Here is a 22704-nt window from a genome sequence, read left to right as displayed (position 1 = left end):
CGAGCCTACTGAGCGGGCAGCGTCCAGTCGACGGGCGGTGCGCCCTGCGACTCGAGCAGGGCGTTCACCTGCGAGAACGGGCGGCTGCCGAAGAACCCGCGAGACGCGCTGAGCGGACTCGGGTGGGCCGAGGCGACGACCGGGGTGTCGCCGATGAGCGGCCGCACCGACCCGGCCTGGGCGCCCCAGAGCACGGCCACGAGCGGGGTACCGCGGGCGACGAGCGCTCGGACCGCCTGGTCGGTCACCGCTTCCCAGCCCTTGCCGCGGTGGCTGCCGGCCTCACCCGCCTGCACGGTGAGCACCCGGTTGAGCAGCAGCACGCCCTGGTCGGACCACGCCCGCAGGTCACCGTGCGCAGGCGGTGTCACCCCGACGTCGTCGGACAGCTCGCGGTAGATGTTCGCCAGGCTCCGCGGCACCGGACGGACCGCGGGGTCGACGGCGAACGACAGGCCGATCGGGTGGCCGGGCGTCGGGTAGGGGTCCTGGCCGACGACCAGCACCCTGACGGCGCCGAACGGGCTCGTGAACGCGCGCAGGACGTCACCGCCGGCGGGCAGCCAGTGCCGACCCGCAGCGGTCTCGTCACGGAGCCACGTACCGATCCGGTGCACGTCGTCCTCGACCGGGGCGAGCGCCGACGCCCAGCCGGGGTCGACCAGGTCGGCGAGCGGCCGCGGTTCCACGTCGGCTACGCGCCCATGGTGGCGACGGACACCGACTCGTCGCCGGCCATCACGCGCCAGACGCTGCCGGTCCCCCGGACCTCGAGCGCCCCTTCACCGACGACGAGCGTGGTGTCCTCGTCGATCGCGAGCCCGGCGGTGACGAACTCGGCCTCGGCGCTGGCGATGAGCCGCGCGAGCGTGCCGGCCTGCACCGCGTGGACGTCGATCGTCAGGTCGACCAGCCCGAGGCCCTCGCGGAGCTCGACCTCGTCCAGGCCCTCGGACGCGGCCTCGGGGCAGATCTCGACGCCACCGATGCGCCAGCCGCCCACCAGGGCACGGTCGGCGGCGATCATCGCGCCGGCCGAGTAGCCGAGGTAGGGCAGACCGTCGGAGACGAGCAGGCGGAGCTGGTCCACCAGCGGCGCGATCGCCGCGAGGTAGTCGGGCGTGACACCGCCGCCGATCACCAGGGCGTCGACGTCGCTCAGGACCGTCGTGTCGAAGACCTGGCCGGCAGCGACCTCGGTGACGAGCACCTCGGCTGTTCGCGGGCCACCGAGGACCTCGGCGATGTCGGCGGTCGACGCCGGGCTGCCGCCGTCCGGGCCCGCCACGGAGAGCAGGGCGATGCGCGGGACGCTGCGGCCGACCGCCGCCGAACGGGCGGTGGCCTCGGCGAGGAACGGCGCGGCGGCGTCCGAGGCGGCGAACAGCCCGCCGCCGACCAGGTGGATGCTCACGACTCGGCCGTCACGGGCGCCAGGGCGCTCCACGGGAACGTGATCCAGCCGTCGACCCGGCGCCACACGTGGTCGGGCTCCAGGACGGTGCCGGGCTTCGAGTACAGGCAGGCGCTCCGGACGTCGCCGCCGGCGTTCCGGATGATGTCGACCACCAGGCGCAGGGTGCGGCCGGAGTCGGACACGTCGTCGACCACCAGGACCCGCTTGCCGGCCAGGCTCGGGGCGTCGAGGGCAGGGGCGAGCACGACCGGCTCCTCCAGCCGCTGCTCGACGTCGGTGTAGAACTCGACGTTGATCGAGCCGCACTCCTTGGTGCCGAGGGCGTACGCCACGGCGCCGGCGATGATCAGTCCGCCGCGGGCGACAGCGACGACGACCTCGGGCTCGAAGCCACTGGACAGGACGTCCTTGGCGAGCAGGCGTGCGGCGTCACCGAACTCCAGCCAGCCGAGTACCTCGGGCCCGCTCGTCACGGTCACGGTGGACGGAGCCGCGGGCTCGGGTTCGCTGCTGATCGGCATCCGACCACGGTACCGGCAGGGAGCCCACGCCCGCGACCCGCGCCCGCCGCCCGGGCGCTGCGCGGGTGGCGGCGGTGCACCGCGCGGGTGGCCGCGGTGCGCTGCGCGGGTGGCCGGGTGCGCGGCGCACCGGCTGCTCAGCGCGGCGTCAGCGGGCCGCGCGCCAGCTTGTGCTGTGCCGACTGCGCCACCGGCCGGATCGTCACCAGGTCGAGGTTCACGTGCGGCGGCAGCTCCACCGCGTGCACGATCGCCTCGGCGACGTCGTCGGCCACCAGCGGCTCCGGCACGTCGTCGTACACCGCGGCGGCCTTCTGCTCGTCGCCGCGGAACCGGGTGAGCGCGAACTCGTCGGTCTTCACCATGCCCGGCGCGATCTCGACGACCCGGATCGGCTCGCCGTTCAGTTCGAGCCGGAGTGCGCCGACCAGGGCGTGCTCTGCGAACTTCGCCGCGTTGTAGCCGCCGCCGTTCTCGTACGCGACGAACCCGGCGGTGCTGGTCACCGTGACGATGTCGGCTCCCCCGGACACCCGAGCCCGGTCACGCAGGTGCGGCAGCAGCGCGGAGACCACTCGCTTCGTGCCGATCACGTTGACCTCGAACATGGCGCGCCAGTCGTCGACGTCGGACTCCTCGACGCTCGCGGAGCCGAACGCCCCGCCGGCGTTGTTCACCAGGACGTCGGCGCCGCCGAGGTCCGCGACCCGCGCGGCGAGCGCCGTCACGTCGTCGGCGTCCGTGATGTCGGCCACCAGGGTGTCCGCCCCGGTCTGGGCGGCGAGCGCTTCGAGCTTCGCGGTGCGGCGGGCCACGGCGAGCACGTCCCAGCCCCGCGACCGGAACAGCCGGACGGTGGCCGCCCCGATGCCCGAGCTCGCTCCGGTGACGACTGCGCGCCGTGCTGCCATGTGATCTGCCTCCTGCGTCGGTGACCGGAGCACGTGGTGGCCCGGTCCGTCCACCGTACCGAGCGGGACGGTTCCGGCACCGCACCAGGCCGTCCAGGTCACGATCCGGTAACGTGACCGGCGATGACGACGGATGCCGCCCCTCCCGCCCCCTCGGCCCCGGCGACGCAGCTCGAGCCCGGTCGAGCCCCGCGCCGGATCCCGATGTGGGACACCGCGCGCTTCGTCGCGGTCACGCTCGTGGTCATCGGCCACGCGATCCAGCGGCAGACGCCGGCGAGCGAGCACGCCCTGGCGCTCTACACGTTCATCTACGCGTTCCACATGCCGGCGTTCGGCGTGATCAGCGGGTACTTCTCGTCGGCGGACACCCCGACGGCGAAGCGGATGCGCCGGACGATCACGGACATCGTCGTGCCGTACATCATCATGCAGACGATCTGGACCGTGGTGCAGGGCATCGTCGAGGGCGGCAAGGACTTCAACCCGACGCAGCCGACGTGGACCCTGTGGTTCCTGCTGGCCCTCGGCATCTTCAAGCTGATCCTGCCGTACCTGGCGCAGCTGCGGTGGCCGCTGTTCTGGGCGGTCGTGTTCAGCATCGGCGTCGGGTACTTCGACAACGTCGACTCGACGCTCTCGCTGTCCCGTGCGATCAGCCTGCTGCCGTTCTTCCTGCTCGGGTGGCAGGTCAAGCAGTGGGGCGTCTTCGACCGCTGGTACGAGGCGTCGCGCCGCACGGTCGTCCGGGTGCGGGTGGCGGCCGCCGTGGTGTTCGCCGCGTGGGCGGTGTCGTGCGCGGTCTGGATCCCGCAGTTCAAGGAGTTCGACCTGCACCACTGGTTCTTCTACGACGACTCCTACTCGGGGCTCGGCGAGGACGCCTGGTGGGCCGGCGCGGTGCGCTTCGGCCTGATGCTTCTCGCGACGCTGCTGACGGCGTCGTTCCTGGTGCTCATCCCCCGCCGGAACGTCTGGATCACCCGGTTCGGCGCCGCGACGATGTACGTCTACCTGCTCCACACGTTCGTGCTCTACCCGATCCGGGAGTCCGGCGTCCTGGCAGGCGAGCACTCGGCCTGGCCGTTCGTGCTGCTGATGGTCGTCATCGCCTGCGTCGTCAGCCTCTTCCTGGCGCAGCCCTTCGTGCGGCGCGGGATGCGCTGGCTGCTCGAGCCGAAGGTCGACTGGCTGTTCCGCCGCGACGCCGCGTAGCGGTGCCACCCCGCACCGTGCGCGTTCCTCCGGCCCGTGCGAGCTTGCCCGTCCCGTGCGGCCCGACAGCTCCGCACCGGACCACCGACCTCGCACCGTCCGACGGAACCCCGCACCGTGCGCGTTCCTCCGGCCCGTGCGAGCTTGCCCGTCCCGTGCGGCGCGGCAGCGCCGCACCGAACCACCGACCTCGCACCGTCCGACGGTGACAGCACGGTGCGGACGGACGGCCGGGAGGCCCGCGGCGCGTCGGGCGCGCGCGTTACGTCCCGAGGCGGGTGCGCTGGTGTGGACCCGGCCACCTGCGTACCGTGACCGGGGACGCAGCGCCGCACGTGCCTCCCGGCCGACGGCGCGACCGCACGAGAACCGCACCCGACAGGAGCACCGATGAGCACGAACGACGCCGCCGCCTGGCAGTTCGAGACCACCCAGGTCCACGCCGGCGCGCAGCCGGACCCGACCACGGGGGCCCGAGCGACGCCGATCTACAAGACGACCTCGTACGTCTTCGCGAACTCGGACGAAGCGCGCGACGTGTTCGCGCTCGCCAAGCCGGGCAACATCTACTCCCGGATCACGAACCCGACGAACGATGTCGTCGAGCAGCGGATCGCGGCGCTCGAAGGCGGTTCGGGGGCCCTGCTCGTCGCGTCCGGCCAGGCTGCCGAGACCTACGCGGTCCTGAACATCGCCGGGGCGGGCGACCACATCGTGTCGTCGTCGTCGATCTACGGCGGCACGTACAACCTGTTCAAGTACACGCTGGCGAAGCTCGGCATCGAGACGACGTTCGTCGAGGACCAGGACGACCTCGAGGAGTGGCGCCGCGCCGTCCGCCCGAACACGAAGCTGTTCTTCGCCGAGACCATCGGCAACCCGAAGATCAACGTCCTCGACATCACCGGGGTCAGCGACGTCGCGCACGAGTCCGGTGTCCCGCTGATCGTCGACAACACGATCGCGACGCCGTACCTGATCCGTCCGTTCGAGCACGGTGCCGACATCGTCGTGCACTCGGCCACGAAGTTCCTCGGCGGACACGGCACCGTCATCGGCGGGCTCATCGTCGACGGCGGGACGTTTGCGTGGTCACAGCACGCCGACCGGTTCCCGGAGTTCAGCACCCCGGACCCGTCGTACCACGGTGCGGTCTTCACCGAGGCCGTCGGCGACGCACTCGCCTACATCGTCAAGGCCCGGGTGCAGCTGCTCCGTGACCTCGGCGCCTCGAACTCGGCGGACACGGCGTTCGCGCTGCTGCAGGGCATCGAGACCCTGTCGCTCCGCATCGAGCGGCACGTGTCCAACGCCCAGGAGATCGCCGAGTGGCTCGACCAGCACCCCGACGTCGCCACCGTCGCCTACGCGGGCCTGCCGACGTCGCCCTGGTACGCGGCCGCGAACCGGTACGCGCCGAAGGGCGTCGGTGCCGTGCTGTCGTTCGAGCTCAAGGGCGGGGTGCCCGCGGGCAAGGCGTTCGTCGACAACCTGCAGCTGTTCTCGCACCTGGCGAACATCGGTGACGTCCGTTCCCTCGTCATCCACCCGGCGTCGACCACCCACTCGCAGCTCACGCCCGAGCAGCAGCTCACCACCGGGGTCACGCCCGGCCTGGTGCGACTGTCGGTCGGCATCGAGAACATCGCCGACCTGAAGGCAGACCTCGAGGCCGGGCTCGCCGCGGCCCGGGCGGTCGCGCAGGAGAGCCAGCGCGCGTAGGGTTCGCCGCGCCGCCGGCACCACTCGCTCGATGCGTGTGCATGTTCCGACGTCCCACGTGTCGATCGACGCGTGGGACGTCGTTCGTTGCACACGCATCCGGTACGTGTGCATGATGCGACGATTGACGAGTCGAACAACGCGCACGATGTCGGAACATGCGCACACACGGGGGCGGCACCCGGGCCCGGGGCCCGGCGACGCGCCGGACGTGACGTAACACGGCGGCGGCGACCCGCGCCTCCCGGCAGACTGGACGCACCATGGACTGGCAGACGACCCCCGAGGACTCCGTGCCGTCCACCCTGGTGCCCGGCACCGAACTCGGCACCCTGGGCAAGCCGCCCGTGACCGGCGCCTGGCGCCCCGGCGACCACCCGGGCGAACGGCACTTCGCGTCGCTCGGCGAGCAGTGGGTGCGCGGCGGCCGCCTGCCATCAGTGCGCGTGGCGTACGAGACGTGGGGCACGCTCAACGCGGCTCGCGACAACGCCGTGCTCGTCCTGCACGCGCTCACCGGGGACTCGCACGTCACGGGGCCCGCCGGCCCCGGACACCGCACCGCCGGCTGGTGGGGCGACGTCGTCGGACCCGGCCGGGCGATCGACACCGACCGGTGGTTCGTGATCGCGCCGAACATGCTCGGCGGCTGCCAGGGCACCACCGGACCGTCGTCGGTGTCGCCGACGGGCGCGGAGTGGGGTTCGCGGTTCCCGTTCCTGACGGTGCGGGACCAGGTCGAGGTGCAGGCGCAGCTCGCCGACCGGCTCGGCATCGACACCTTCGCAGCCGTCGTCGGCGGATCGATGGGCGGCATGCACGCCCTCGAGTTCGCGGTCTCGCACCCGGCGCGGGTCGGGCGGCTGGCGGTCCTGGCGTCGACGGCGCAGACCACCGCCGACCAGATCGCGGCGAACTCGCTGCAGCGGGCGGCGATCCAGATGGACCCGGCGTTCGCGGGCGGCGACTACTACGAGGCCGACACCGGCGAGGGGCCGCACCGCGGACTGTCGTTGGCACGGCGGATGGCGCTCATGACCTACCGGGCCTCGGACGAGCTGAACAGCCGCTTTGCGCGGTCCTGGCAGAGCGACGTCTCACCGCTCGGCGACGACGGACGGTTCTCGGTGGAGAGCTACCTCGACTTCCACGGCAACAAGTTCACCCGGCGGTTCGACGCCTCGAGCTACGTGACGCTGACGTACGCGATGGACTCGCACGACGTCGGTGCCGGGCGCGGCGGGGTGGCGGCGGCGCTGGCGCTCGTGACCGCGCGGACCCTGGTCGTGGGCATCTCGAGTGACCGGCTGTTCCCCGTCGAGGACCAGCACCGGATCGCCGCAGGCGTGCCGGACGCGCTCGACGGTGACACCGCGGCGGTGATCGAGAGCGAGTTCGGACACGACGGGTTCCTCATCGAACACGAGCAGGTCGGGGTGCACCTGCGGCGGCTGCTCGAGTCCTAAACCGGTGCCGCAGAGCGCGGGCGGCGCGCCGAAGACCCCCCAACGGGTGGCGCGCGTGGAATGATGGCGTGGAGCTCGGCACTGACCGACGCTCGGTTTCCCGCTCCACCCAGATCGTCACCAACCAGGACATCGATGGACTTCATCGCACAGGAACGCGACCGCTTGCTGCGGTCGGCGACCCGTGTCGTGGGCATCGTCTGCGCGCTCGTCAGCGTCGTGGGCATCGTCTCCGCTGCAGCCGTGCCCGTGCCGGTCCTCGTCGGCGCACTCCTGTGCATCGCCGCGATGATCACCGCGCTGGTGTGCTTCGGCCGCGGCGGCGAAGTGTGGTGGACCGCCGCCGTCGTCGTCGCCGGGCTCGCCACGATGGTGCTGCTCTTCACCGGCGTCGACGACACGGCCCGGCCGCTCATCGCCAGCGCCGTGATGCCCCTGGCCGCCGGCGGGCTCTCGGCACCGCTGATGGCGCAGCGCGGGCACCCGGTCGGGCTCGGCATCACCATCGCCGGAGGCGGCGTGGTCGTCGGGCTCATGGTCTGGGGTTCGGGTTCGATCCTGTCGACCCCGGTCAGCGGCGCACTGCTCGGGTGGATCCTGATGGCCGTCGTGGCGATCTGGATCTCGCGCAGCATCCCCCGCGTGGCCCGCCGGATCTACAGCATCGGCACCGCCCACCGCGCCGAACGGCAGGCCAGCGAGACCGAGGCGCAGCGACGCCAGGGTGCCCGCCTGCTGCACGACACCGTGCTCGCGACCCTGACGCTGCTCGCCCACTCCGGCGTCGGCGTCTCCGAGCAGGCGATGCGCGAGCAGGCCGCCGAGGACGCCCGGCTGCTGCGGCACCTGCGCCTCGGCGCGACCCCGCAGCCCTCGCAGTCCGGCGACTACTCGCTCACCCGCGAAGAGGAATCACCGCTCGGGCAGACCCTCGAATCGGTCAAGCAGCGCTTCGGCCGGATGGGCCTCGAGGTCAGCTGGCACGGCACCGGGCAGGTCCTGCTGCCGTCGAACGTGCTCGACGCGTTCCTGCTCGCACTCGGCGAGTGCCTGGAGAACGTCCGTCGGCACGCCGGCGTCGGCGAGGCACACGTCACGATCGTCCACGACAACGAGGTCGTCCGAGCCATGGTCACCGACTCCGGTGTCGGCTTCGACCTGACCACCGTCAGCGCCGAACGCCTCGGGTTCAAGGAGAGCGTCGTGAACCGTCTGCGCGAGGTCGGCGGCGACGCGAAGCTCTTCTCCGCGCCGGGCTCCGGCACCACCGTCGTCCTGGAGGCACCGCGATGAGCCGGATCCCCGAGGACACCATCGGCCGCAGTCTGCCCGGCGAGACCGCTCCGCCGGCGCCCCGCACCCGTCGCGAGGCGCGCGAGCGCTACCGCACGAGCGAGCGCCGCCAGGCCCGAGGACTCCCCTCGACGTCCACCGGCGCCCGGTCCCTGCGCCAGGCCGCCAAACCAGGCGCGTCACTCGGTGCCGGGTACCTGGGCCTCGGCGCCGCGATCCTCACCGCGATCGAAGCCGTCGCCGGCATCGCGTTCTTCCTGGTGCGCTGGAACGAGTACTCCGACCCGTTGCTGCCCACGGTCGCCTGGGTGCTCTACATCGTCGCGGCCGTCGGGGTCGGGCTCAGCGTCCTGACCTACGGCGAACGGCTGACGGGGCCGGCGTTCGCGCTGATCTGCGTCGTGCTGGCCTGCGTGGTCACGCTCGACTTCATCGGCATCTGGCCCGAGCACGACATCGCCCACACCGCGAGCGCCTCGATGGCAGCCGGGTTCGCGCTGCTGCCGATCGCCACGCTCCGACCCGCCCGCGAGGTCGCCGCCGCCATCGGCGTGCTCGGCATCGCGTTCGTGGTGATGGCCGTCGTGTCGACGCCGATCACGCACGACACCCTGCCCGGCATCGTGTCCCTGCTCTCGCTCGTCGTCGTGCCGCCGTCGCTCGCTCTGTACGTCGTGCAGCGGTTCCGCCAACTCGTGCAGCGTGAGCTCGACCGGGTGCTCGTGCAGAGCAACGTGCAGGCGCCGCAGTTCGCCGTCGGCATGCTCGCCTCGGACGAGCTCGCCCGGCTCGACCTCGCCGCCGAGAAGCTGCTCGACGCCGTCGCGAACGGCACCGACCCGCTGCCGTTGTCCGACGCCTCGAGCTCCGTCGCCGCGTCCCTCGCCACCGAGCTCCGTCTGCACCTGATCGAGGGCCGCCGTGAGACCTGGCTCTACCACGCGATCACCGAGTCCGACCACCTCGGTCGTTCGGTGAGCGTCGCGGACCCGACCGCCCTGGCCGGACACCTCTCCCCCACGCAGCGCGACGGCCTGCTGCAGGCGATCTGGCAGATGGTCGGCGACGGCCGTACCGCGCAGCCCGGCATGCCCGTCGTCTCGGTCACGCTCGGCCCGATCGGCTCCGACGGCCACCCGGTCAGCGACGACACCATGGACGTGCCCGTCGTCATCGAGTCCCGCGGGGTGCCCCGGCGCAGCCTCGGCCCGACGGCCTGGAGCGCCCTGCAGCGCATCGGCCAGTACACCGAGACCGTTCGCGACGGCACGCTGCACATCGTCGCGCACTGCGTCGTGAACCGACATCCGTCGATGTAACTGTCGGACACCAGCACGCCTCACCCGCTTCCGGCCGGGATCCTCCTAGGATCGGCCGAGCAATCCGCACCGAGAAAGGACGCCAGCATGGCGACTCCAGAGGAACCGATCCGACTCGCACTGGTCGACGACCACAGGATGCTCCTCGGCGCGCTCACGGAGTGGATCCGGAACGCCGCCGACGACATCACCCTGGTCGCCGCCGTCACGACCTGGCCGGAGCTCCTGACGAGCCCCGCGTTCCCGGTCGACGTGGTGCTGCTGGACCTGGACCTCAAGGACTCCATCCCGGTGTCGCTGAAGATCTCGACGCTCAAGACCGCCGGCGTCAAGACCGTCGTGATGAGCACCTACTCGGAGCCGAACGTCGTGCGCGAAGCCCTGGGCGCCGGCGCCCTCGGCTACCTGGTCAAGAGCGAGGACGCCGACATGATCGTCGAGGCGATCCGCTCCGCCCAGCGCGGCGAGCAGTACGTCTCGGCCGAGCTCGACCTCGCCATCAACAGCGGCGACGTCGGCGGCGTCCCGAAGCTCAGCGCGCAGGAGCGTCGTGTGATGGCCCTGTACGGCGGCGGCGAGCCCGTCAAGAGCGTCGCCTACCAGCTCGGCATCTCCGAGGAGACCGCGAAGAGCTACCTCAAGCGGATCCGCGAGAAGTACCGCGTCGCCGGTTTCGACGTCGGCACGAAGGTGGCGCTCCGGAAGCGGGCGATCACCGACGGCATCATCGTGCAGGACGGCAGCCCCCTGGGGCTCTGACGCGCGTCGCGTCGCGCATCGAGTGAGCAGAAGACGTCGGGTCCCGTCACGGAACCCGACCTCTTCTGCTCACTCGGGGCGGTCTTCCGCGCCACGTGACGGACGGGAGGCCCGTGGCGGCGCCGCCACGGGCCTCCCGTCCGGTGGGTGCGTACGCGCACCCCGCGTGTCAAGCCGTCGGGACCGGTGCGGTGATCGGACCGGTGGACGGCGACGAGGAACGGACAGCCCCTCGGGTGCTCCGCCGTTCGACGGCGTAGCTCGCCATCGTGACGAGCACACCGAGCAGCGCCAGGCCGATGCCGAGCCAGCCCGGGGCGAGGAACCCGAAGCCGGCCGCGATGACCGCGCCGCCCAGGGCCGCACCGATCGAGTTGCCGATGTTGAACGCCGAGTGGTTCAGCGCCGCGGCGATCGTGCGCGCATCGCCCGCGACGTCCATCAGGCGCGACTGCACCGCCGGCGGGATGGCCGACGAGGTCGCCCCGAGCAGGAACGCGCCGAGCAGCATGCCCCAGAGCCACTGCGCCGTGAGGACCGTGATGAGCAGGGCGCCGATGAGCGAGAACATGCCGACGTAGATGGTGCGCTTCACGCTGTGGTCGGCCAGGTGTCCGCCGAGGACCCCGCCGACGACCATGCCGATACCCACGACGACGAGCACGATCGGCACGAACGACTCCGACATCCCGGTGACGTTCTGCACGAGCGGCGAGATGTACGAGTAGACGGCGAAGAAGCCACCGAACCCGACGGCGCCGAGGCCCATCACGATCCACACCTGGGGCACGCGGAACGCCCGGAGCTCACGGCCGATCGTGGCGTGCTCGTCGCGGGCGCTCTTCGGCACGAAGGCCGCGACGGCCAGGAACGTCAGGGCGAACAGTGCGGCGACGACGCCGTACGCGACCCGCCAGCCGGCCATCTGGCCGACCCAGGTGATCGCGGGGACACCGACGACGTTCGCGACCGACAGACCGAGCAGCACCATGGCGATGCCCTTGCCGCGCTTGCCCGGACCCATCATGTCGCCGGCGACGATCGAGGCGATGCCGAAGTAGGCGCCGTGCGGCAGCCCGGCCACGAAGCGGGCGATGAGCACCAGGCCGAACGAGGGCAGCAGGGCGCTCGCGATCGTCGCGACGACGAAGCCGACGAGCAGCACGAGGATCAGGCCCTTGCGCGGGAACCGTGCGGACATCGCCGCGATGGTCGGCGCACCGACCACCACCCCGAGGGCGTACGCGCTGACCAGCCAGCCAGCGTGGGCGATCCCGGCGTCGGGGTCGATGCCGTACTGCTCGGGGAGCAGGGCCTGCGCGATGTTCGGCAGCAGACCCATCGCGACGAACTCGGTCGAGCCGATGGCGAAGCCACCGAGGGCGAGCGAGATGAGCGCGAGGGTGCGACGCGCAGGCGTGAGCTGTGACATGGGGCCTGTTCTGTGCGGGAGGGAGATAGAACTGTCCGCAGTGCGGGACCGCGGCGATCGGGAACGCGGCGACGGCTGCAGCCGGTTCGGCAGACCGGTCCGCGCAGTGCGTGCGTGCGACGGTCGATCACGCCGTCACGACCGGAGGTGCCGGTCCGGGTTCAGCGACGAACGGGACGGTCCGGGCGGCGTCGTGGGTGACTGCCGCGACGACCCGGTCTCAGCAGTGTAGACCGCTCCAAAGGGCGAACGGAAGCGCACGCAACTACAGTGGCCGGAACGGGCCGCGCTCCCGGCCGGGCGCTCCTGGCGAGCACCGAGGCGCTGCGGTCGAACGATGCGCACGACACGGACGGGGGCGGTGGACCGGTGAAGCGGAGGAACAGAGCGGGCTTCTCTGGCGTCCTGGCGGTGAGTTCACTGCTGCTCGCAGCCTGCTCCGGGGTGCCCGCCACGCCGAGCCCCGGAGACGTCCAGCAGGGATTCGTCGGAACGTGGGCACAGGACGACCGGGGGCAGTCGGTGCTGGTGCTGGACGAGGACGGCACATTCCGGGCACAGGACTTCCCCGCTGCCCTGGTCTGCGACGGCTCGGGGAACGGCGGGTACCAGCTCGACGCCTGCAGGTCCCGCCCGAGCACCGTGTCGGCCGACGGCACATGGACCGTGGCCGAAGGGCAGTTCGGCGTGGTCCGGCTCGACAGTGGCGAGAAGTCGTTCGCCACCGCGTACCAGCATCACACGAGCTTCTTCGGCCATGACTTCGTGCTCGGGTTCTACACGGGGTCACTCGAACGGCCGGAGCCGGACTACGTGTTCGAGCGGGTGCAGCAGCGCGCGGAAGGCGTGCACGGGGCGCTCGAGCGCTGAGGGCACCGCCCCGACCCGTGGCGGTCAGGCTGCGCGGCGACCCTGCCCGGCGACACCGCTCGACGCACCCTGCAGCTCGGGCAGCTCGTCACGGTGCACCCATCCGGTGCCGCACTCCGCGCAGCTCGCCCAGGCGTTCTCGCCCTGTTCGTCCGTGTCGATGACGACCGTTCGCAGGTCGCAGTCGGGGCACCAGCCGTCGTGCATCATCACGCGCTCCTCATCGTCGTCTCGGAGGCCACCGGAAGTGGCTCGATCCCGACCATGAGACACCCGGCCACCGACATCCGAGGGACCGGTCCGGCGTGTCGGGCGACGGCGCCGCGGGCTACTCGCCGAGCGCGGCCTCGAGCCGTTCGAGCTTGCCGTCGATCTCGCCGGTGTGCCCGGGGCGGATGTCGGCCTTGAGCACGAGCGACACCCGCGTGCCGTACGCACCGACGGCCTCAGTGGCGCGCTTAACGACGTCCATGACCTCGTCCCACTCCCCCTCGATCTCGGTGAACATCGACGAGGTGCGGTTCGGCAGCCCGCTCTCGCGCACCACGCGGACAGCGGCCGCGACGGCATCGTGCACGGATCCGTCGGACGTTGCAGCGGGACCACCGGACGGAGCGACGGAAAAGGCGACGATCATGCGTCCATCCTGCCCGGCTCGGGCTGGTCGCGCACGGACGGCGACGAGCGCGCCGGCACCCGTCCGGGCCCCGCAGCCCGCCCCATCCGCACCAGCACGACCACGCTCCACACCAGGATCGCGACCTCGAGTACGTTCCGCACCGTGAGCACCACGAGGATCCACGGCTGCACGCCGAGCAACTGGTCGTAGTAGCCCGGGTAGATCACCTGCGTGAGCAGCGCCATCGGCAGGGCGGTCACCGCGATCGGCACGAACCGGCGCGCACTGGGGGTGCCTGCGGCGAGCCCCCACACGATCGGCACCGCGAACCAGCCGATGTACTGCGGCGACCCCACCTTGTTCGTCGCGATGAGCGCGGCCACGAACAGGAGCGCGAGCACCGGCGCGAGCTCGGCCCGACGGGCACCGCGGCGGGCGGCCCAGAGCGCGAGCACGACCCCGGCCACCACGACGACGGCCATCAACGGCGTCGACACCGCGGCGGCGGCGGACGTGCCGGCACCGGACACCTCGAAGGTCAGGATCTCCTGGTTGTAGAACACCGCTGCCCCCGGAACGCCGGAGGCTGCGGCCCACATGAACGGCGTCGCGAGCGGCGACTCGATCTGCAGCGCGCGACCGGTCTGCTCGCCGATGAACGACAGCAGGAACGGCGCACCACCCCACAGCACGTCGACGAGCACGATCAGCGCACTCAGCACCAGCGCACCGGCGAGCACGCCACGGCGATGTCCACGACGCACGAGCAGCAGCACCGCGACGAGTGCCGCCGGCCACACCTTCGTCCACGCACCGGCGGTGAACAGCGCGGAAGCGACGGCCGGCCTCGAGGCCACGAACGCCACCCCCACCAGCGCGAACGCCGTCGCGACGGTGTCGATCCGGCCCAGTGCGATCGGCCCGAGCACGAGCAGGAACAGCAGCCACCACCAGGCGACCCGCACGCCGTGCACGCCGAAGCGGTCCGACGACCCCACGCGCGCCCGGAACCGCCACAGGAACGCGCACGCCGCGGCGTCGAGCAGCACCATCAGCAGCAGCCAGCCGGTGCCGATCGACTCGACGCCCCCGAGGGCCGCTGCGGCCATCGGCACGATCGCCAGGATCGGGTACACCCACGCGCCGTCGATGCCCACCCAGAAGTCCGCGCTCCGCCCGGTCTCGATCCAGCGGCTGTAGGTGATGGTCACGTCACCGAGCGGCAGGTTCGCCGACACGAGGGTCAGCCACCACAGGAAGCCGTGCACGGCGACGAACGCCAGGACGAAGCCGGCGAGTTCGAGCCACCGGGTCGAGGTCCTCTGCACCGGACGAGCGTAGCGGCAGGACCGGAGACGATCCCCGCCACGGACTCAGGGTCTCCCGAGCATGACGTGTCACCGTTCAGCTCGTGACCTCCGACACCCCGCGCAAGCGCCGCAAGGCCGTCATCTGGATCTCCGTCATCGCCGCCGTCGTCGTCCTCGGCGTCGTCGGCGCGGTGGTCTTCACGAACGTCTACACGAGCAACGAGAACGCGAAGGCCTCGGCCGCCCCGTCGGTCGCGGCGACGCGCCAGGCCTCCACCCTCGACGACACCGACCTGTCCGGCGAGTGGACGGTCGGCGGCGACTCCGAGGCCGGGTACCGCGTCCACGAGGTCCTGAACGGCTCCGACGTCACCGTCACCGGCCGCACCGACAGCGTCTCGGGCACCGCGACCGTCGACGGCACGAGCATCACCGCCGCGAAGATCACGGTGCAGGTCGGCGACATCACCACCGACTCGGACCAGCGCGACTCGTACTTCCGCGACTCCGCCATGGACACCGCGGCTTTCCCCGAGGCCACGTTCGAGCTCACCGCACCGATCGCGGACGCGGTGCCGAGGGGCTCCGACACGACGACCGTGACGGCTCCGGGGAAGCTCACGCTGCACGGCGTCACGAAGGACGTCACCGCGAAGCTGCAGGTCGGCCTGAACGGCGACGGCGTCGACATCTCCGGCTCGGTCCCGATCACCTTCTCGGACTACGGCGTGCAGGCGCCGAGCCTGGGGTTCGTCAAGGTCGACGACGCCGGTTCCGTCGAGTTCCTGGTGCACGCCACCCCCGCGACCTGACGTCCGCGACGCGCGTCACGCCCGTGACGTGACCGCCGAACCCACTGCGTTCGCATCCGTCGACAGAACACGCGTCGATCACCTCGTGGATCGTCGGAAGGTGCACGCGCACCGACCGCTACCCGCGCGCATCCCCGTCCACGACGAGGTCCCGGACGACCCCGGGCAGCTCGGCGATGAGCGTCGTCATCGGGAACGGCCCGCCGCCGGACGCCCGTCGCGCCGCGAGCCCGTGCACCACCGCGGCCGACGCGGCCAGGTGCGCGAGGTCCGACGGCGTGAGCGACGAACCGGCAGCCTCGACGGCGCCCTGCCGCGCGGCGACGAGTGCCCCGAGGACCCCGCCGAGCACGTCCCCGGCGCCGGCAGCGGCGAGCCACGGCGTCGCCGAGGACGCCACGAGCCGCACCGACCCGTCCGGGGTGACCACGTGGGTCCGCTCCCCCTTGAGCAGCACGACGCTGCCGGACCGCTCGGCCGCACGGAGCGCCGCGGCGGCCGGGTCCTGCTCGATGTCGGCGCGATCCGCCCCCAGGAACGAAGCGAGCTCACCGGCGTGCGGTGTGAGCACGGCGAGCGGCCCGAGGTCGACGAGCGGGATCGCCCCGGCGTCGACGACGACCGGGACGCCGTCGTCAGAGGCGTGCGAGAAGCCCGACGCCGTCGCCTCGTCCAGGTCGCCGAGCGACGACGCCGAGATGCCGGAGCCGACGAGCCAGGCCTGCACGCGTCCCCCACCGGACACGACCTCGGGGCGGCGGGTGAGCACGTGGTCGGTGGCGCGTGCAGGTCCGACGTACCGGACCATGCCGACGCCGGTGTGCACGGCGGCGTCGACCCCGAGCACGGCGGCGCCGGGGTACTGGTCGGACCCGGTCGCGATGCCGAGCACCCCGCGCCGGTACTTGGTGGACTCCCCCGTCGGCGCGGTGACCCACGCGACGGCATCGGACGGTCGGACGGGCACGAAGTCGTTCACCGGCCCCACGTTACGGTGGAGGCCATGAGCCTGTTCCTGCCTGGTCGCGTGGTGGTCTTCGACTACGGCGAGGTGATCAGCCGGACGCCGCACGCCTCGCGGGACGCCCTGGTGGCCGCCACCGGTGTCCCGGCGGAGGAACTGTTCCCGGTGTACCAGGAGCTCCGGCACGACCTGGACCGCGGCGACCTGTCCGTCGTGGCGTACTGGCGTGCCATCGCGGAACGGACCGGACGGAACTGGAGCATCTCCGAGATCCACCGGTTCTGGGCGATCGACTTCACCGGGTGGTTCGAGGTCGAGCCGGAGACCCTCGACATCGTCGAGGAGCTGCACGACGCCGGCACCCGCGTGGCGCTGCTCTCCAACGCGGGCTTCGACTTCGGCGACCCGTACCGACGGTCCCCGATGGGCTCGCTGTTCGAGACCGTCGTGGTGAGCGCCGAGGAGCACGTCCTGAAGCCGGCGGCATCCATCTACCGCGACACCTGTGCGCGCTTGGGAATCGACCCGGGTCAGATGGTGTTCGTGGACAACAGGGCCGAGAACGCCACCGGTGCGGAAGCGATCGGGGCGGTCGGCCACCACTACACGTCGCCGGCGTCGCTGCGGTCGTTCCTGACGGAACTGGCCGAGGCACCGGCACCCGTCCTCTGAGGAGCCCGCGTGACGCACGCCCTGTTCGACCCGATCACCGTCCGTGACCTGACCGTCCGCAACCGCATCTGGGTCTCCCCGATGTGCCAGTACTCGGTGGACCAGCAGGACGGCGTGCCGACCCCGTGGCACCTCGTGCACCTGGGCGGGTTCGCGAAGGGCGGTGCCGGCGCGGTCGTGGTCGAGGCGACGGGCGTCGTGCCCGAGGGACGGATCACCCCGCAGGACCTGGGGCTGTGGAACGACCAGCAGCGCGACGCCTACAAGCCGATCGTCGACTTCCTGCACGAGCAGGGCGCCGCAGCGGGCATCCAGCTGGCGCACGCCGGCCGCAAGGCCTCGACGTACCGCCCCTGGGACGCCACGCGCGGCACCGTCCCCGCCGACCAGGGCGGCTGGACCACCGTCGCCCCGTCGGCCGTGGCGTTCGACGGCTACGACGTGCCCCGCGAGCTCGCGGTCGAGGACATCCGCGTCGTCGCACTCGCCTTCGCCCAGTCCGCCCGCCGCGCGGTGGAGGCCGGGTTCGACCTGGTCGAGATCCACGCCGCCCACGGGTACCTGCTGCACCAGTTCCTGTCGCCGCTGAGCAACCAGCGCACCGACCAGTACGGCGGCTCGCTCGAGAACCGTGCCCGCGCGCTGCTCGAGGTCGTCGACGCCGTGCGTGCCGAGGTCGGCGAGGGCTTCCCGATCGTCGTCCGCTTCTCGGCCACCGACTGGGTCGACGGCGGGCTCACGCTCGACGAGACCACGGTCGTCGCCCGCTGGGCCGCCGAGCACGGTGCCGACCTGGCCGACGTGTCGACCGGCGGCAACGTCGCGAGCGCGCCGATCCCGGTCGGCCCCGGCTACCAGGTACCGCACGCCGCAGCGATCAAGCGCGACGCCGGCATCCCGACCATCGCGGTGGGGATGATCTCCGAGGCGTTCCAGGCCGAGCAGATCGTCGCGACCGGCCTGGCCGACGTGGTGATGATCGGGCGCGAGATGCTCCGCGACCCGTCGTTCGCGCTCCGCGCCGCGCTGGAACTCCGCGTGGCGGTCGACTACGAGCCGCAGCAGTACCACCGCGCGCGGATCACGGCGTAGACGGCGGACCGGATCTGTACGGTTCCACGGCTCCGAGCCCGCGCAGGCGGTACGATTGGCAGCACTGTGGACGATCCCCCGAATAGTTCTTCGCCTCACTCATCCGCCGCTCACTCGGTGAGCTGCACGTCATCCCTGTGCGCGAACGGGGGTGAATCATGAGTCCGATCGACATCGTCATGCTGATCGGCGGCATCCTGCTGACCCTCGGCACGGGTGTCTTCGTCGCGTCCGAGTTCGCGCTGGTGAACCTCGACCGCGCCGACGTCGAAGCACGGCGTGACCGCGGAGAGGCCGGCCTCGCACCGGTCATCGGCGCGCTGAAGGTCACCTCGACCCACCTGTCCAGCGCGCAGCTCGGCATCACGCTGACCACGCTGCTGACCGGCTACCTGCTCGAACCCTCGATCGCGAAGCTGCTCGAGGCACCGTTCCTGGCGATGAACCTGCCGGAGGGCATCGTCGAGACCGTCGGCTCGATCGTGGCGCTCGTCATCGCGACCCTGCTGTCGATGATCCTCGGCGAGCTCGTGCCGAAGAACTTCGCGCTGGCGCTGCCGCTGCAGACCGCACGGCTCGTGGTCCCGCTGCAGATCGCGTTCACGACGGTCTTCAAGCCGGCGGTCGCGCTGCTGAACGGCACCGCGAACGCCGTACTGCGCTCGATGGGCATCGAGCCGCAGGAAGAGCTCTCCGGCGCCCGCAGTGCCGAGGAGCTCACCTCGCTGCTGCGCCGGTCGGCGTCCGAGGGCTCGCTCGAGCAGGACACCGCGACGCTCCTCGAGCGCACCATCTCGTTCTCCGAGCTGAGCGCCAGTGACGTGATGACCCCGCGCCCCCGGCTCTCCACGATCCGGGTGTCCGAGTCCGCCGAGGACGTCATCGCCCTCGCGCGCAAGACCGGCTTCAGCCGCTTCCCCGTCATCGAGGAGGACGCGGACGACGTCGTCGGCATCGTGCACGTCAAGCAGGCCGTCGCCGTGCCGCGCGAGAAGCGTCCGGAGGTCCCCGTCGGGGCGCTCATGACCGACGCCGAGCGCGTGCCGGAGACGATGCCGGGCGACACCCTGCTCGCCGAGGTCCGCGGCCGCGGCTACCAGATGGTCATCGTCGTCGACGAGTACGGCGGCACCGCCGGGGTCGTCACGCTGGAGGACCTGATCGAGGAGATCGTCGGCGAGGTCTCCGACGAGCACGACCGCGCACGCATCGACGTGGTCCGCTCCCGAGACTGGCTGACCTTCCCCGGTCTGCTGCGTCCCGACGAGCTCGAGGACCGCGCCGGTGTGAAGGTGCCCGAGGACGGCCCGTACGAGACCGTCGGTGGGTTCGTCATGTCGACGTTGGGCCGTCTGCCCGTCGTCGGCGACGAGGTCCCGCTGGACGGCGGCGTGTTCCGCGTCGAGCGTCTGGACGGCCGCCGGATCGACCGCATCCGCTGGACCCCGACGCGCGAGCCGACCGACACGGCGGCCACCGCGATCATCATCCCGTCCACCAAGAGCACCCCGACCACCATGAAGGCCGCGGCCACCACGACGAAGGGCAGCACCCGATGAGCTCCGACTCGATGATGGGCGCAGCGGGATCTTCTGGCTGCAAGGAGGGACTGCGATGAGTTCCGACTGGTGGGGCATCTTCTGGCTCGTCGTCCTGCTGCTGGGCAACGCGTACTTCGTCGCGGCGGAGTTCGCGGTCATCTCGGCACGCCGCTCGCAGATCGAGCCCCGCGCCGAAGAGGGCTCGAAGGCTGCGCAGATGACGCTGTGGGCGATGGAGCACGCCACCCGCATGCTCGCGACGACGCAGCTCGGCATCACGGTCTGCTCGCTGCTCATCCTGAACGTCTCCGAGCCGGCGATCCACCACCTGCTCGAGGTCCCGCTGCACCTGACCGGCTGGAGCGCCGAGGTGATCGGCACGGTGGCCTTCGTGTTCACGCTGCTGCTCGTGTCGTTCCTGCACGTCGTGTTCGGCGAGATGGTGCCGAAGAACATCTCGTTCTCGATGCCGGACCGCGCCGCGCTGCTGCTCGTGCCGACGCTCTGGTACATCGGCCACGGCCTGCACTGGGTCATCGTCGGCCTGAACGAGGTGGCGAACGCCGTGCTGCGACTGTTCCGCGTCGAGCCGAAGGACGAAGCGGTGAGCGCGTTCACGGTGGAAGAGGTGCAGACCATCGTGGAGCAGTCCCGCCGCGAGGGCACCCTGACCGACGACGGCAAGCTCGCCCTGGCGTTCGAGTTCACCGAGAAGAAGGTCCGTGACGTGGCCGTGCCGATGGCCGAGCTCGTCACACTGCCCGACGACGCCACCCCCGGCGACGTCGAGCACGCCGTGGCACAGCGTGGGTTCTCCCGCTACGTGCTCGTCGGCGAGGACGGCTCCCCCACGGGCTACGTGCACGTGAAGGACGTCATCGACCTGCGACCGGACGAGTTCGACGACCCGGTGCCGCCGAAGCGCATCCGCCAGCTCATCTCGCTGTACACCGAGATGGACCTCGAGGACGCGCTCGCGACCATGCGGGCCGCCGGCCGCCACGTGGCGCGTGCGTTCGACGCGGACGGCCGCACACTCGGTGTGCTGTTCCTCGAGGACATCCTCGAGGAACTCGTCGGCGAGGTCGAGGACGCGACCCGACGCCGGTAGACGCTCCGGCAGGACGGACGGGAGGCGCGGTGCCAGCTGGCACCGCGCCTCCCGTCCGTTCGTGGTCGCGACCAGGGCGACGCGCGCCCCGTCCGCGCTACCAGCTGACGGGCAGGGGCTTGCCCTCTTCGTACCCGGCGGCGGACTGGATGCCGACCAGCGCGCGCTCGGAGAACTCGGCGAGCGACGATGCGCCCGCGTAGGTCGCGGAGCTGCGGACGCCGGTGGTGATCATGTCGAGCAGGTCCTCGATGCTCGGGCGCTCCGGGTCGAGGTAGATCGTCGACGAGGAGATCCCCTCGGCGAAGAGTTCCTTGCGGGCCCGCTCGTACGGGTCGAGCCGCTCGAAGCGCTCGCGGACGGCCTTGGCCGAGGCCATGCCCCAGCTCTCCTTGTACGCCTTGCCCGCAGTGTCGCGGCGCAGGACACCGGGCGCTTCGAGCGTGCCGGCGAACCACGAGCCGATCATGACCGCGGACGCCCCGGCTGCCAGCGCGAGGGCGACGTCGCGCGGGTAGCGCACCCCGCCGTCGGCCCAGACGTGCGCCCCGAGCGAGCGCGCAGCTGCGGCCGTCTCGAGCACGGCGGAGAACTGCGGGCGGCCGACTGCGGTCATCATGCGGGTCGTGCACATGGCGCCCGGCCCGACACCGACCTTGATGATGTCCGCCCCGGCACCGACCAGGTGCGCGACGGCGTCGGCGGTGACGACGTTGCCGGCGACGAGCGGGATGCCGAGCTGCAGGGACGAGACCGTGCGGAGGGCACGGAGCATGCCGTCCTGGTGTCCGTGCGCGGTGTCGAGGACCAGGACGTCCACGCCCGCGGCGGCCAGCGCCTTCGCCTTGGCCGCGACGTCGCCGTTGATGCCGAGCGCGGCGGCGACCCGGAGCCGCCCGGAGGCGTCGACGGCGGGCGTGTAGATGTCGGAGCGGATCGCGCTCGTCTGGCTCGTGGTGCCGACGACCCGACCGTGCCGCATCACCGGCGCGAAGTCGACCTCGGCGGCGGAGAGCACCTGGTGGACGTGGCGGGGTGTCCCGGCGTCCTCGGCGTCGATGGCGGTCGAGGCTCCGTGCAGCAGGTCGCCGAGGACGGCGTCGGGGCCGGCGGTGCCGAGGCGGGTGGCGGGCACGCAGCCGAGGTACTCGCCGTCGGCGTCGCGGACGACCACGCCACGGCCGGCGACGGGCAGGAGCTGCTCCAGGGCCTCGGCGACGGTGGTCTGCGCCCCCACGTCGTAGGCGGTGTCGAAGTCGACCGGCTGGTCCTTCACCCAGCGGATCGCGGCGTCGAGGTCCTGCAGGTGCATGTCCTGCGGCAGCACGCCGAGGCCACCGCGCCGGGCGAGGGTGGCGGCGAGCCGGGGGCCCGTGACCGAGTTCATGTTGGCGCTGACGATCGGGATCGTGGCGCCGCTGCCGTCGTTCGCCGCCAGGTCGACGTCGAAGCGGCTCGTCACACCGGAACGGCTCGGGACGAGGAAGACGTCGGAGTAGGTCAGGTCGTGCGTCGGCCGCGTCTCGTAGAACCTCATGCGCTCCACTGTACGGCTCCGGTCACGGCCCCGACCGGGTGCCCACGGGCCACCGACTCGCGCCGCGGCTGACACGGAACGGACATGTCGGAGCGGCTAGGCTTGGCACCTGTGCGGCGCA

The 22704-nt window shown here is 71.7% G+C and carries 22 protein-coding genes; 12 read left to right on the top strand and 10 right to left on the bottom strand.

Annotated elements, in window-relative coordinates; genetic code table 11:
* Nucleotides 1–5: 5 nt before the first annotated feature.
* The 4 genes from BIU95_RS06140 to BIU95_RS06125 all read right to left on the bottom strand — a co-directional run bounded on the left by BIU95_RS06140 (nucleotide 6) and on the right by BIU95_RS06125 (nucleotide 2849).
* On the bottom strand, nucleotides 6–689 hold the full coding sequence (locus BIU95_RS06140; protein WP_071250949.1) for a uracil-DNA glycosylase: 684 nt from the start codon (nucleotides 687–689) through the stop codon (nucleotides 6–8).
* A gap of 5 nt (nucleotides 690–694) precedes the next feature.
* Complete coding sequence (locus BIU95_RS06135; RefSeq protein WP_071250994.1) at nucleotides 695–1414, bottom strand: Type 1 glutamine amidotransferase-like domain-containing protein; 720 nt, start codon at nucleotides 1412–1414, stop codon at nucleotides 695–697.
* The gene (locus BIU95_RS06130; RefSeq protein ID WP_017888175.1) at nucleotides 1411–1938 is read right to left on the bottom strand and encodes a phosphoribosyltransferase; all 528 of its coding nucleotides are present in this window, start codon (nucleotides 1936–1938) and stop codon (nucleotides 1411–1413) included. The genes BIU95_RS06135 and BIU95_RS06130 overlap by 4 nt, the downstream gene beginning before the upstream one ends.
* A 137-nt stretch (nucleotides 1939–2075) precedes the next feature.
* A complete protein-coding gene (locus tag BIU95_RS06125) occupies nucleotides 2076–2849 on the bottom strand; it encodes an SDR family oxidoreductase (RefSeq protein ID WP_031260283.1) in 774 nt (257 codons plus the stop codon).
* 123 nt (nucleotides 2850–2972) lie between these two features.
* On the opposite strand from BIU95_RS06125, the gene BIU95_RS06120 reads away from it, so the two are divergent.
* The 6 genes from BIU95_RS06120 (at nucleotide 2973) to BIU95_RS06095 (ending at nucleotide 10623) form a co-directional block, all read left to right on the top strand.
* Entirely contained in the window at nucleotides 2973–4064 is a 1092-nt protein-coding gene (locus tag BIU95_RS06120) for an acyltransferase family protein (RefSeq protein WP_017888177.1), read from the top strand.
* Between the two features lie 390 nt (nucleotides 4065–4454).
* Nucleotides 4455–5786 (top strand): bifunctional o-acetylhomoserine/o-acetylserine sulfhydrylase, encoded by a 1332-nt coding sequence (locus tag BIU95_RS06115; protein ID WP_017888178.1) that lies wholly within the window; start codon nucleotides 4455–4457, stop codon nucleotides 5784–5786.
* Between the two features lie 263 nt (nucleotides 5787–6049).
* Complete coding sequence (locus BIU95_RS06110; RefSeq protein WP_071250947.1) at nucleotides 6050–7252, top strand: homoserine O-acetyltransferase; 1203 nt, start codon at nucleotides 6050–6052, stop codon at nucleotides 7250–7252.
* Between the two features lie 135 nt (nucleotides 7253–7387).
* Entirely contained in the window at nucleotides 7388–8545 is a 1158-nt protein-coding gene (locus tag BIU95_RS06105) for a sensor histidine kinase (protein ID WP_071250945.1), read from the top strand.
* Nucleotides 8542–9864 (top strand): hypothetical protein, encoded by a 1323-nt coding sequence (locus tag BIU95_RS06100; RefSeq protein WP_017888181.1) that lies wholly within the window; start codon nucleotides 8542–8544, stop codon nucleotides 9862–9864. The genes BIU95_RS06105 and BIU95_RS06100 overlap by 4 nt, the downstream gene beginning before the upstream one ends.
* Before the next feature lie 87 nt (nucleotides 9865–9951).
* A complete protein-coding gene (locus tag BIU95_RS06095; protein WP_017888182.1) occupies nucleotides 9952–10623 on the top strand; it encodes a response regulator transcription factor in 672 nt (223 codons plus the stop codon).
* 169 nt (nucleotides 10624–10792) lie between these two features.
* On the opposite strand, the gene BIU95_RS06090 is transcribed toward BIU95_RS06095, so the two are convergent.
* On the bottom strand, nucleotides 10793–12055 hold the full coding sequence (locus BIU95_RS06090; protein WP_071250943.1) for an MFS transporter: 1263 nt from the start codon (nucleotides 12053–12055) through the stop codon (nucleotides 10793–10795).
* Between the two features lie 411 nt (nucleotides 12056–12466).
* Between BIU95_RS06090 and BIU95_RS06085 the strand changes: the two genes are divergently transcribed.
* Nucleotides 12467–12925, top strand: a complete 459-nt coding sequence (locus tag BIU95_RS06085) for a hypothetical protein (protein WP_017888184.1) — start codon at nucleotides 12467–12469, stop codon at nucleotides 12923–12925.
* 24 nt (nucleotides 12926–12949) lie between these two features.
* Here the strand turns inward: BIU95_RS06085 and BIU95_RS06080 are convergent, their stop codons facing one another.
* The 3 genes from BIU95_RS06080 to BIU95_RS06070 form a co-directional block, all read right to left on the bottom strand.
* Complete coding sequence (locus BIU95_RS06080) at nucleotides 12950–13135, bottom strand: hypothetical protein (RefSeq protein ID WP_017888185.1); 186 nt, start codon at nucleotides 13133–13135, stop codon at nucleotides 12950–12952.
* 118 nt (nucleotides 13136–13253) lie between these two features.
* Complete coding sequence (locus BIU95_RS06075) at nucleotides 13254–13562, bottom strand: thiamine-binding protein (RefSeq protein ID WP_017888186.1); 309 nt, start codon at nucleotides 13560–13562, stop codon at nucleotides 13254–13256.
* On the bottom strand, nucleotides 13559–14872 hold the full coding sequence (locus BIU95_RS06070) for a glycosyltransferase 87 family protein (RefSeq protein WP_017888187.1): 1314 nt from the start codon (nucleotides 14870–14872) through the stop codon (nucleotides 13559–13561). Before BIU95_RS06070 ends, BIU95_RS06075 begins: the two co-directional genes overlap by 4 nt.
* An 83-nt stretch (nucleotides 14873–14955) precedes the next feature.
* Here BIU95_RS06070 and BIU95_RS06065 point away from each other — a divergent pair, with 83 nt between their 5' ends.
* Complete coding sequence (locus BIU95_RS06065; RefSeq protein ID WP_017888188.1) at nucleotides 14956–15666, top strand: YceI family protein; 711 nt, start codon at nucleotides 14956–14958, stop codon at nucleotides 15664–15666.
* Between the two features lie 118 nt (nucleotides 15667–15784).
* Here BIU95_RS06065 and BIU95_RS06060 read toward each other — a convergent pair whose 3' ends face one another.
* Complete coding sequence (locus tag BIU95_RS06060) at nucleotides 15785–16645, bottom strand: ADP/ATP-dependent (S)-NAD(P)H-hydrate dehydratase (protein WP_071250939.1); 861 nt, start codon at nucleotides 16643–16645, stop codon at nucleotides 15785–15787.
* A gap of 24 nt (nucleotides 16646–16669) precedes the next feature.
* Between BIU95_RS06060 and BIU95_RS06055 the strand changes: the two genes are divergently transcribed.
* The 4 genes from BIU95_RS06055 (at nucleotide 16670) to BIU95_RS06040 (ending at nucleotide 21046) form a co-directional block, all read left to right on the top strand.
* Nucleotides 16670–17302 (top strand): HAD family phosphatase, encoded by a 633-nt coding sequence (locus BIU95_RS06055; RefSeq protein WP_056068896.1) that lies wholly within the window; start codon nucleotides 16670–16672, stop codon nucleotides 17300–17302.
* Nucleotides 17303–17311: 9 nt separating this feature from the next.
* Nucleotides 17312–18394 (top strand): NADH:flavin oxidoreductase/NADH oxidase, encoded by a 1083-nt coding sequence (locus tag BIU95_RS06050; RefSeq protein WP_071250933.1) that lies wholly within the window; start codon nucleotides 17312–17314, stop codon nucleotides 18392–18394.
* Between the two features lie 158 nt (nucleotides 18395–18552).
* Nucleotides 18553–19953 carry a hemolysin family protein gene (locus BIU95_RS06045; RefSeq protein ID WP_017888192.1) on the top strand — a complete coding sequence of 467 codons (1401 nt, stop codon included), beginning with the start codon at nucleotides 18553–18555 and terminating at the stop codon, nucleotides 19951–19953.
* Between the two features lie 55 nt (nucleotides 19954–20008).
* Nucleotides 20009–21046 (top strand): hemolysin family protein, encoded by a 1038-nt coding sequence (locus BIU95_RS06040; RefSeq protein WP_017888193.1) that lies wholly within the window; start codon nucleotides 20009–20011, stop codon nucleotides 21044–21046.
* Nucleotides 21047–21143: 97 nt separating this feature from the next.
* On the opposite strand, the gene BIU95_RS06035 is transcribed toward BIU95_RS06040, so the two are convergent.
* On the bottom strand, nucleotides 21144–22583 hold the full coding sequence (locus BIU95_RS06035) for a GuaB1 family IMP dehydrogenase-related protein (protein WP_071250931.1): 1440 nt from the start codon (nucleotides 22581–22583) through the stop codon (nucleotides 21144–21146).
* Between the last annotated feature and the right edge of the window lie 121 nt (nucleotides 22584–22704).

The sequence above is a fragment of the Curtobacterium sp. MCBA15_007 genome (assembly GCF_001864905.1).
GTDB lineage: Bacteria > Actinomycetota > Actinomycetes > Actinomycetales > Microbacteriaceae > Curtobacterium > Curtobacterium poinsettiae.
Note: the sequence above shows the minus strand (reverse complement) of the source record. Positions and strands in the feature narration are given on the sequence as shown.